Origin of the sequence: Microbulbifer sp. JSM ZJ756, assembly GCF_044383805.1 — a bacterium.
Taxonomy (GTDB): Bacteria; Pseudomonadota; Gammaproteobacteria; order Pseudomonadales; family Cellvibrionaceae; genus Microbulbifer; species Microbulbifer zhoushanensis.
This window is the reverse complement of the sequence record NZ_JBISER010000020.1, coordinates 1-9439: the sequence shown is the minus strand read 5'-3', so window position 1 is coordinate 9439 and position 9439 is coordinate 1. Positions and strand designations below refer to the sequence as shown.

At 58.0% G+C, this 9439-nt stretch carries 2 protein-coding genes; one reads left to right on the top strand and one right to left on the bottom strand.

The genetic code is table 11. The annotated features are described in order from the left end of the window. Positions 1 to 437: 437 nt before the first annotated feature. Positions 438 to 875: a hypothetical protein gene (locus ACH6CX_RS18390; RefSeq protein ID WP_396676194.1), complete on the bottom strand. Its 438-nt coding sequence runs from the start codon at positions 873 to 875 to the stop codon at positions 438 to 440. A gap of 49 nt (positions 876 to 924) precedes the next feature. Between ACH6CX_RS18390 and ACH6CX_RS18385 the strand changes: the two genes are divergently transcribed. Continuing rightward, positions 925 to 9439: isopeptide-forming domain-containing fimbrial protein (locus tag ACH6CX_RS18385; protein WP_396676192.1), on the top strand; the 8515-nt coding region annotated here is incomplete at its 3' end.

The window sequence follows — 9439 nt, the reverse complement described above, 5'->3', positions numbered from 1 at the left end:
TGGGTGTTTACCGGCATGTAGGGAAGCACCTGAAGGTAGGGGCGGGCTACAACTTCACGGACTTCTCGGATGACCTGACGCAGCTGGACTACGACAGCCAGGGGTTCTTCATCAACGTGGTGGGCAAACTGTAGCGCGCGTCAGGCGGGCTCCTGCAATGCGGTTGCAGGAGCCCGGTTTGTCGTACAGGCCTCTTACCATTCATGACCGGGCGCACAGCCCGGCACTTTTCCTGTTGTTACTGCTTTATACACCCTTTGGCCTGTGGTGGAATCTTGCTGCTGCTGGGCTGGCTCTGGGGTGCTTGATCCCAACTGACCCCGCCGCGCTGGCTAAAATATAATCGCTTCCTGCTCTTTGTCCCTTAAGAAAATGCCTGAAGTGTCCCTGAGAACTGCTTGGCATTCCTCAAAAAAATTCGTTTTGCGCGAAGTAATTTAGACCTGCTTCACGGCCTCCTTTCCTTTCTCTCGATAATGTCCGACAACCGGGCAGTGTCCGTCCGCCTGCTTGATTTGCAGGCGATTGGGCAAAAAGTAGACTCTCATGTAGCGGCTGAAAGTAACGATGATGTCAGAAGTACTTGGACTGAAATCCCTGAAGAAGGGGCTTGCTGGTTTTTTCCGCAGCTTTGGCTCGCTACCGCCGAGAGTCGGGTCGAGCCTGTTGCTAGGAATGCTGCTGGCCATGCCTTTCAGCCAGGTAGCGCTGGCCGCTAATTTTGCGACGTCGGATTTTGAATCTGTTACTCCCCCGCTAAATGATCCTGGCAGTCCACAGGATTGTGTAATCGACGGGCCCGGTGCGCTCTCTAATGACGGGCGCTCCTTTACCGGTTCGGAGCAGCTTTCAATCGATCGTTCATGCACGGTCAAGAATTTCAGCTGTGAGAGCCCGCTCAGTTCAACGCTGAACTTTGCCAGTGTGACTGATGGGACGCTGATTATATTCGATAACGTCTGTTATACGGGTAACTTTGCCTGCGCCAATGTCGAGGGCGGTAAGGCGTTCGTCTGGGCGGTAAACGGCTCTGACTTCAGCTCTGTCAAGGAGGGTTGCCAGGACCTGATTATCCCGGTCGAGAAGATCGAGAAACAGGCCTCTGACCTGTCCGGTAACCCGATTTCCTCGGTTACGGTTGGGGTGCCGTTTGTATATACACTCGATGTGCCAGTCCTGTACGACCCTGTTAACGGCACCGTGCTTCAGGACTTTGGCTCCAATAACAATATCCAGGCGATTAAGATCTGGGATGACCTGTCCGTCGCGACTCTGGGTGTTGACCTTGAGCTCCTGGAAATCCGGGCTTTTTATGAGGATACCAGCGGAACCACCACGCCGCTGAGTATACCCGGCGACATTACCGTTCGAAATAACGGGGGTAATGCGAAAGATCCCGGTGAGCTGGAGTTCGTAATCAATAACCCGGGAATACTGCCAGCGGGCGCTCAGGTGCATATCGAGCTTGAGGTGATGCTGGAAGATTCCGCGACCAACACGATCGGGAAGCCTTTTACCAATGTCGCAAGCTGGGAATTTGCCCGGGAGATTGACGGTACCTTCTATGATCCACTGCCTGGTGAGAATGGTGTTGCTCAACTATTGAGCATTTCCGCTCCGGACCTGGTCCTGAACAAGAGCACCAGCGCCACTGCGATCAACGCGACTGACTCGCCCCAATATACCCTCAGTGTCCAGAATGTCGGCGGTTCGCCTGCCTGGGATATAAGAATTGAGGACCAGCTCCCGCCGGAAATGCAGGACTTTGATCCCACCGGAACGGTTTCTGTCACCCTTGCCGGTGTCCCGCTTATAGAGGGCGATGACTACACACTGGACTACAGCCCCGGCGGGAGCCCGGGGCTGCTGGTTATCGAGTTGACGAAGCAGGCGGGTGCCCTGGCGCCCAATGAGTTTCTCCAGATTACTTACAACAGCGAGCTCAACCCCCTTGATCCGGATAATCCGCCGGCCGGGCAGTTGACTAATATCGCTGGCGCTACCTTCTGGGCCAATGACTCTGTATCGAACCTAAGCCGTGGTGAGTACGAACGCGAGATTACCGACGGTACCGTCGGCACCGATGACCATGAGGATGCGGCCACTGTCGAGGTGGCGCTGTCCGGTTATTACTTCGAGAAAACCGTAGCGAATAATGTCACCGGGGCTTTCCCGGCTACTTCTGCCGCACCGGGTGACGACCTGACGTATCGAATCCGCCTGTTTAATGTCGACCAGAATATCGCCGATATCCGGATTACCGATGTCCTGCCTGCGGAGTTTTCCAGCACAACGCAGCCGACCTGCCAGATAACCGGCCCTGCAGATGTGACGGTCTTCCCGACCTGTAGCATCAGTGGTGGACAGTTGCTGGTGGAAGGTGATGGCGGCTCCCTGTCACTGCCCCAGGGCAATGACCTGCTGATCCAGTTTGAGGCGACGCTGGCCGCTGGCCTGGCTACGGGGACTCTGGTGGAGAACCAGGCGTCTATGCAGGCCACCGGGATCACCCCTGTCGCGGCCTCCTACGACAGTGATGACCCTTTCGTTAGTGGTGTCTCTGACCCCGATACCCTTGGGGATGAGGATCCCACGGTGGTGGCAATTGTATCGCCCGGGGCCCTGGCCAAACAGAGTACGCAAACTGAGCTAGCTATCGGCCAGCTGTCCAGTTACCAGATCAGCGTTCCCGCGAGTCCGGTAGATGCGCCCCTGTACGATGTCCATATCCGGGATTCCCTGCCGTCAAACCTGGAGTTTGTCGGGGCGACTGCCGATATCGGCGGAACCATTTACAGCCTGGCGAATACCGGGACCGCAGCGGACCTGGTCCTGGAAGAGACAGTGGTTGGGCTGGATATTCCGGCAAACCAGCAGGCGCTGGTGACGCTGCAGGTGCGCCTGAAGAACGAGATTGACAACCAGGACTCGACAGCGCCGTTTAGCAACACCGCCAGCTATACCTACAGTCGTACCCAGGGTGGCACACAGAGTGATGGCACGGGCACGGAAGATACGGCGCAACCGATCAGTATTGTGGAGCCGGAGCTGCAGGCCACAAAGACTGTGGCGAATATCACCACTGGCAAGAATGCCAGCGATCCAGCCCAGGGCGGTGACGTTCTCGAATATACGGTCGAGCTTCTTAATACCGGCACGTCTACTGCCTTCGATTTGTCCATCACGGATATTCTACCTGCGGGCCTGACGCTTGAGCCCGGTTCAGCTGAGATAACGCTCGGTGGCACTACCACGTCAGTGGCGCCCACGGTTACCGGAAATGAGTTGGTCTGGGGGCGCAGCAATGGGCAGAGCCTGCTAGTGCCGGTGGGTGAGACCCTGACATTGACCTACCGGGTCGATGTCAATGGCGTAGATGGGAGCGACTTGGTCAATAGCGTATTCGTCGACTGGACCTCTCTCGAGGGAGCTTTCGTCGAGGAGCGCACCGGCAATGATGCGCCGGACGAAATGGCGCTCAACGATTATTTCGTCACGGCAACCAGCACCCTGGCCAGCATTGATAGCACAGCCTTTGCCAAGTCTGTGGTCGGTGATACATGGAACAGTGGCATCGGCACCACCGCCGATACCAATGCCCGCGCTGGTGACACCATCACCTACCAGCTGATCCTGACCCTGCCGGAGGGGCAGACCAGCGACGTCACCGTCACCGATGTGCTGGACCCGGGGCTCGCCTTCGTCGATGTGGTCAGTATCAACGGTGATACAGCCGCGCCCTACAGCAGTGCGGGCGTGTTCACCCATGCCGATATACCGGCAGCCAATGTGCCCTCCGCGGACCAGACCGGGACGCTGACCTGGTCGCTCGGTGACATTACCAACGCTGCGAACAACGACCCGTCCGACAACCAGTTTGTGATTGTCTATCGCGCGCGGGTGCAGCACGGCCCCGCTGAGGAACCGGCGCCGACGCCGACCACTACCATCCTTAACAACCAAGCCACGCTGGGCTACACCTTTGCCGATGGCACTGCCGCCACCACCGCTGCCGAGACCGCCAGCGTTGAAGTGCTGCAGCCGCTGATCACCGAACTCACCAAGACCGGGGTAGTGATCCCGGATGATGGCTCCACGATTGGCGACGGCCAATCCGCGGCCACCGCTTACGTGGTGGATATTGCCTCCGACACTATGGATTTCACCCTGGAGGCCTGTAATGTCGGGGATGCCCCGGCCTATGGGGTTCAGCTTACTGATGACCTGCCGGCGGAATTGGATGACCAGTCCATCAGTGGTCTGACAGTGTCGATTGACGGCACTGCCCTTGATGCTGCCGATTACACCTACACAGCACCTGCCGCCCGCGACGGCAACTTGGCCGTTTTGCTTGATGTACCGCTGGAAGCGTCAAGCTGCGCAACGGTGTACTACAGCATTGGTTTCTACACCGATATCGCGCCGAACCAGGTGTGGTCAAATTCTGCGAGCCTGGAAGCTTACTGGTCGCGTGAAACTCTCGATAGCGCCGATGCCCGTGAGTACATTGCCATCAACCCGGTGGCTTCCTCCAGTGTCTGGATGACCAACACATTTGATGTGGCCGCTCCCACCAAGACCGCTTCCGTATCCGAGGCCACCATCGGTGAAGAGGTTGTCTACACCATTACCGTGCCCGGCACACCGGTCAATGGCGAGCTGGATGGTGTAACTGTCACCGACATGCTCGACCCTGCGCTGCAGTATGTCGATGCCTCGGTGGCATTGAGCGGCTCGCCCCTCGGTACAACCACCAACCAGAATGGGCAGGAACTGAGCTGGGATATCGGCAACATCCCTGCCGGCGAGCAGGCGGTGATTACCCTCACAACCTGGGTGGCGAACACCCAGAATGTGAATGCGAGCGCGACACCTGTCAGTAATACCGTCTCCTACACCTACCAGGAGGGTGGTGTTGACGTAGACGGCGGCACCAGCGGCCAGGCAGATATCATCATCGTTGAGCCCGACCTGGCGATGGTCAAGGACGTCACGAATGTCACTGATCCCGGCCAGCCGGCCGCGAGTGGTGACGAACTCGAGTACACCCTGACTGTTACCAACAACGGCACATCGACCGCATTTGATACCAATATTGCCGACACCCTGCCGGCCGAGTTGAGCTACATCGATGGTTCAACCAGTGCCGCAATTGATGGTTCGCCGGTGGCGGGGTTCAATGGGACTCCTGCAGTGAGCGGTAATACGCTTACCTGGGGCCGTGGTAATGGCGATAGTTCTCTGCGCATTCCCGCCGGCAGCGAGCTGGTGATTGTTTACCGGGTCAATGTCGATATCGTTACCTCCGAGGATATTGTCAACAGTGCCCTGGCGGACTGGACCTCGCTCGATGGTTCCTTCTCCGGTAATCGTGAGCGCACTGGCGATGGCTGCCCCAACGTCACTGCACCCAACACCTACTGCACCGGTGATACCAGCGGCCTGGGAGTTGATTACAACATCGACCTGACCAAGGCGACTGTCGGCGACAGCTGGAACGCCAATGGAAGTCTCCGTGTCGGTGATACCGTCGAGTACGAACTGGAAATTTCCCTCGTTGAGGGAACCCATAATGACTTGGTGCTCACCGACAGCCTGCCCCAGGGCATGGCTTTTGTGGAGATGGTGAGTGCGGACTATTTCGGTACCCCACCGGCAACCTTTCCGGCACCGGACGTAAGTGCAGACCTGCGGACAGTCACCTGGGCAATCGACGAGGTTACCAATCCCATAGATGGTGACCCCGGCAATGATTTCCTGACCATTGTCTACCGGGCACGGGTGCAGAATGGCGATATCCTGAGCCAGCAGCCGACCTCGCAGTCGCTGACAAACTCTGTGAGCCTGAATTATCAGGTTGGCGGGGTTGCCCCAGCACCACTGACCGACAATGCCACGGTCACCGCGTTGCAGCCACTGCTCGCAGTGACCAAGTCCGGTGTAACCCCGGGGGATGGCGATACCGAGATCAGCGGTGGTGAGACGGCGACCTATACCGTTGATATCACCAATAACGGCAATGCGCCTGCCTACGATACGGTCCTTGTGGATACCCTGCCGATTGGCCTGCGCCAGGGCGGTGTAACTGCCATTAGTGCGACACTGGTTGGCTCCGGCACTAACGTGGCAGTCACACCAACTTACGACTCTGCCAGCGGCACTGTTACCTGGGATTTCGATCCGGCGGCCAATGCAGCGATCGATCCCGGTGAAACCCTGCGTGTAGTTTACGAAGTGACGGGTGACAGCGACCTGGCCGCAGGTATCACTCTCACCAATACCGCACAGGTGCTTCGCTATTACTCGTTCGATAACGACCAGGTGCCGGCGAGCAGCACAGTGGATTGGCGCGAGGAGTATGGCCCCTCACAGCCGGCGACCTTTGACCTCACTGCCGCAATGCCCGGGGTACTGAGCAAGGCGTCGTCACAGAGCACTGTCGCTATCGGCGAGGAATTGACCTATACCATCACCATTCCCGAGCAGCCGGTGGATGTGGCGCTGCAGGATGTACGCATTCATGACGACCTGTCAGCGACCGGTGTCGACCTGGGCTTCGTTTCCGCGACCCTGGGTGGCGTCGTTCTTACCAATACCGGTGCTGCCGACAGCCTGGTGCTGGTCGATAACAATGGTGGTATCGATATCCCGGCGGGCGGGCAGGTCGAGGTGCTGGTGACGGTTGAGGTGCTGAACACCGCGACCAACCAGGCCCGTACCGAACCATTTGTAAACCGCGCCTGGTACGATTATGACAGCGGGTCCGGGCGCCTTGGCGACGATGCGACCACGGGGGGCGATGCCGATCCGGTGACAATCGTTCACCCGGAGCTCGTGGTTGAGAAGAGCGGTCCCGCGTCTATCAGTGTCAGCACCCCGGACAATTTCACCCTGCTGGTGCGCAACACCGGCGAATCCAGCGCATGGAACCCGACCCTGACCGACTGGCTGCCGAACCCGACTCCGGGGGGAATGTGTGATGTCCAGCCTGTTATCCAGGGCGCTGCAATCCAGAAAGCGGATGGATCCTCGATAGCACTGAATGCAGCGGATTTTGCTGTCAGTTTTGTGGGAGGGGAGCCGACCTGTGAGTTTTCAGTGACACTGCAAACTGATGACGAGCTGGCGCCGGGCGATAGCCTGACGCTCTCTTACCAGGTGGCCCTGGACGAGGACAACGTCGGCAGCAGCACCCTTGTCAATGTTGCCGGTGCCACCCAGTGGTTCAGCGCCGATGCTGCATCTTCCGAGCGCTTCGCCTACCAGCGCCAGCTTACCGATGGTACACCCGGGGTGATGGACCATGAGGACAACCACGAATTTGTTGTTGAAGGCGCAGTACTGGAAACGCGCAAGAGTGTATTCAACGTGACTACCGGAGGCTCTGGAGCAACCGCCAGCCCAGGTGACCTCCTGCGATACACCGTTGAGATCCAGAACATCAGCGATGTTCCGTTGCGCGGCTTCACTCTGCTCGACGAGTTGGATCGGCTGAACAACACCGCCATGTTCGAGTCCGGTACGTTAGCTGTAGTCAGTGTGCCTAGTGGTGCCTCTGCCGATATTATCGATGATGGCGGCGCTAATGGTAGTGGCGTGCTCGAAGTCAGCAACCTGTCGATCGAGCCTGCAGGCCAGGCTGGTGATACTCTGGCTATCGTCTTTGAGGTGACGCTAGCTCCGGTTATTACCAGTGGCACAGTTGTCCTTAACCAGGCCCAGCTGACTCTGAGTGATGTGGTATTCGCCTTGAGTGATTACCCTGAAGTAAGTGGGACGGAAGATCCTACCGAGACATTGATTAGTTCCACCCCTCTGTTCGACGTGGATAAGACATCTGAGGATCTTACCGGTGATCCGGCTATTCTGCTCCCCGGGGATACCCTGCGCTACACGCTCACGTTGGGTAACGTTGGGGGCGAAGATGCTATAGAAGTGATATTGCGTGACCAGGTTCCGGCTAATACCTCCTATGTGGCCAACTCCGTCACCTTAAACGGGGCCACGGTTGCCGACGTCGGTGGAACCTCAGCGCTGGTTGTGGGTATGCCGGTCAATTCTCCGGGCGAAGCGGAAGGGGTTCTGTTGGCGGACCCGACCGGCTCCAGCAATGACGTAGCGGTGGTCACCTTTGATGTCATCATTAATGATGTCAACGAGGGGACGCTTATTTCCAACCAGGGCTTTATCACTGGTGAGGGCGCCGGTAGTGGGCCGGTTTCGGAAACTCCGTCGGATGATCCAGCCACCGATATTCCGGACGACCCCACAATCGATACTGTCGGCGAAGTGGCCTCTTTGGTTGTGCAGAAGACAGTGGTAATCCAGCAAGATGGTCTTAGCGCGGGCATTGTCGATCCCGGCGATACACTCCGCTATACCATCAGCGTTAACAACATCGGCGGTTTGGATGCCACGGAAGCTGAATTGACCGACCTGATTCCGGCCAATACCACCTATGTGCCTGGCAGCACTACCCTTAACGGCACCGCGGTGAGCGACAATGGTGGCGGTGAGGCCCGCATTGCCAGCGGGCTGCCGATCTCATCCTCTGACCTGACGCCGCCACTGCCGGGGACCGCAGAAGGCACGATCAGTTCCGGCCAGGCTGCCACTGTCGTATTTGATGTAACCGTCGATGCGGGGACTGCTACCGGTACGGTAATCAGCAACCAGGGTAGTGTGGCAGCTGCCGAGTTACCCCAGGTCCTGACTGATGCCGATGGCAACCCGACCAACGGCGCCCAGCCCACCGAGGTTGTAGTGGGTGACGCACAACAGCTTTCGATCAGCAAGGAAGTAACAGCACTTGATGGTGCGGCTGAAGCCGGTGCCACTCTCGAATACCTTGTTCGCGTGACCAATATCAGTTCCGTGCCTACCAGTAATGTGGTGATCACAGACGATCTGTTGGCGGCCGGTGAGGGTGTGCTGACTTATGTCACTGATTCGGCGATGCTAAACGGCCAGGCTGCAGGGATCAGCGTGAACGGTTCTGTCATTAGTGCCGACTTTGGCTCCTCCTATGGCGACCTGCCTCCGGGGGAGTCTGCCACCCTGCGCTTCCAGGCGAAGCTGGGTGCGGATCTCGAAATCGGCTATACGGTAGTGAACACCGCGACTACCGAGTGGAATGACCCTCCTGTAAGCGAACAGGCCAGTGTGGCCATCGATGTGGGTGGCACACCGGGTATCGCCAATCTTGCAGGCTACCTCTGGCGCGACATTGACTTTGACGGTGAGCGCGATGCTGAAGAGCCCGTGCTGCAGAACTGGTCTGTAGAGCTGTATCTCGATAATGCATTGACTGAAACACTGCAGAGCGACGAGAACGGTTACTTCCAGTTCGACGGCCTGGTACCTAACGGCACTGGTGGCCCGGAGTACGAGTTGCGCTATGTTGCGCCCTCTGCCGGTGCCAACACGGCGTCACTGGGTA